Below are 255 nucleotides of genomic sequence, written 5' to 3'. Positions count from 1 at the left end.
AGTTCCTTAACCATAGTTCACCCGAACGCCTCGGTATTCTCTACCTGACTACCTGAGTCGGTTTAGGGTACGGGCCGCCATGAAACTCGCTAGAGGCTTTTCTCGACAGCATAGGATCATCCACTTCGCCACAATCGGCTCGGCATCAGGTCTCAGCCTTAACGTGTGACGGATTTGCCTATCACACGGCCTACACCCTTACCCCGGGACTACCACCGCCCGGGCTGGACTACCTTCCTGCGTCACCCCATCGCT

The 255-nt window shown here is 56.5% G+C and carries 1 rRNA gene; it reads right to left on the bottom strand.

What is annotated here, in order from left to right:
* A 23S ribosomal RNA gene (locus tag RM609_RS34370) occupies positions 1-255 on the bottom strand; the annotation flags it as partial.

Origin of the sequence: Streptomyces hesseae, assembly GCF_031845785.1 — a bacterium.
GTDB lineage: Bacteria > Actinomycetota > Actinomycetes > Streptomycetales > Streptomycetaceae > Streptomyces > Streptomyces hesseae.
This window is presented reverse-complemented; position numbering and strand designations above follow the sequence as displayed.